The following is a 544-nucleotide window of genomic DNA, read 5'->3' on the forward strand; positions in this document are numbered from 1 at the left end:
CGGAGGTGCGGTCGATGCCGACGTAGCGGTACTGGTGGCGCGTCTCTGGCGTGCCCTTGGTGCCATAGGGATCGTACTCGGTGCCGTCGTAGGTGGTGGCGAGCAGGTCCTTCACATCCGACGCCGACAGCTTCTTGTCGGGGCGCATGGCCCAGGGGATGTCGAGACTCTCGGGGCCGAATTCGGGCGCGGGCCCGGCAAAGCGCGGGTCGGAGGGCGTCAGGCGGCTGCACAGGAACCACTTGCGCGGGGCGTTGTACAGCTGGTCGAGCCAGGTGTAGGTGGAAAACGCGATGCGGGCGTTGAAGTAGCGCGGCAGCCCTTCGACGGTCTCGCCGGCATCGTCCTCGTGGCGGGCATGTCCATGAGCAGATCGTTCTCGCGGATCCACTGGGCCAGATCGGCGCTGCACATGTAGTCGTGCTGATCGCCCAGCGCGTCGGCCAAATCGAAGTGATCGATGCCTTGGCGGTTGGGCTGCACCACGTAGCAGTCGTCGGGCACGCGCCCGAATTCGGCCCCGAGAGTCTCGACATCCCCTGGG

1 protein-coding gene and 1 pseudogene are annotated in these 544 nt (G+C 66.5%); both read right to left on the reverse strand.

Going from position 1 to position 544, the window contains the following annotated elements:
- The coding region (locus NE591_RS12275) for a C69 family dipeptidase (RefSeq protein WP_256156748.1) at positions 1-391 on the reverse strand (391 nt) is incomplete at its 3' end.
- Positions 392-417: 26 nt separating this feature from the next.
- Positions 418-504, reverse strand: a pseudogene (locus tag NE591_RS16340) (C69 family dipeptidase); the annotation flags it as partial.
- Positions 505-544 lie beyond the last annotated feature (40 nt).

The sequence above is a fragment of the Adlercreutzia sp. DFI.6.23 genome, from assembly GCF_024462535.1.
GTDB lineage: Bacteria > Actinomycetota > Coriobacteriia > Coriobacteriales > Eggerthellaceae > Adlercreutzia > Adlercreutzia rubneri.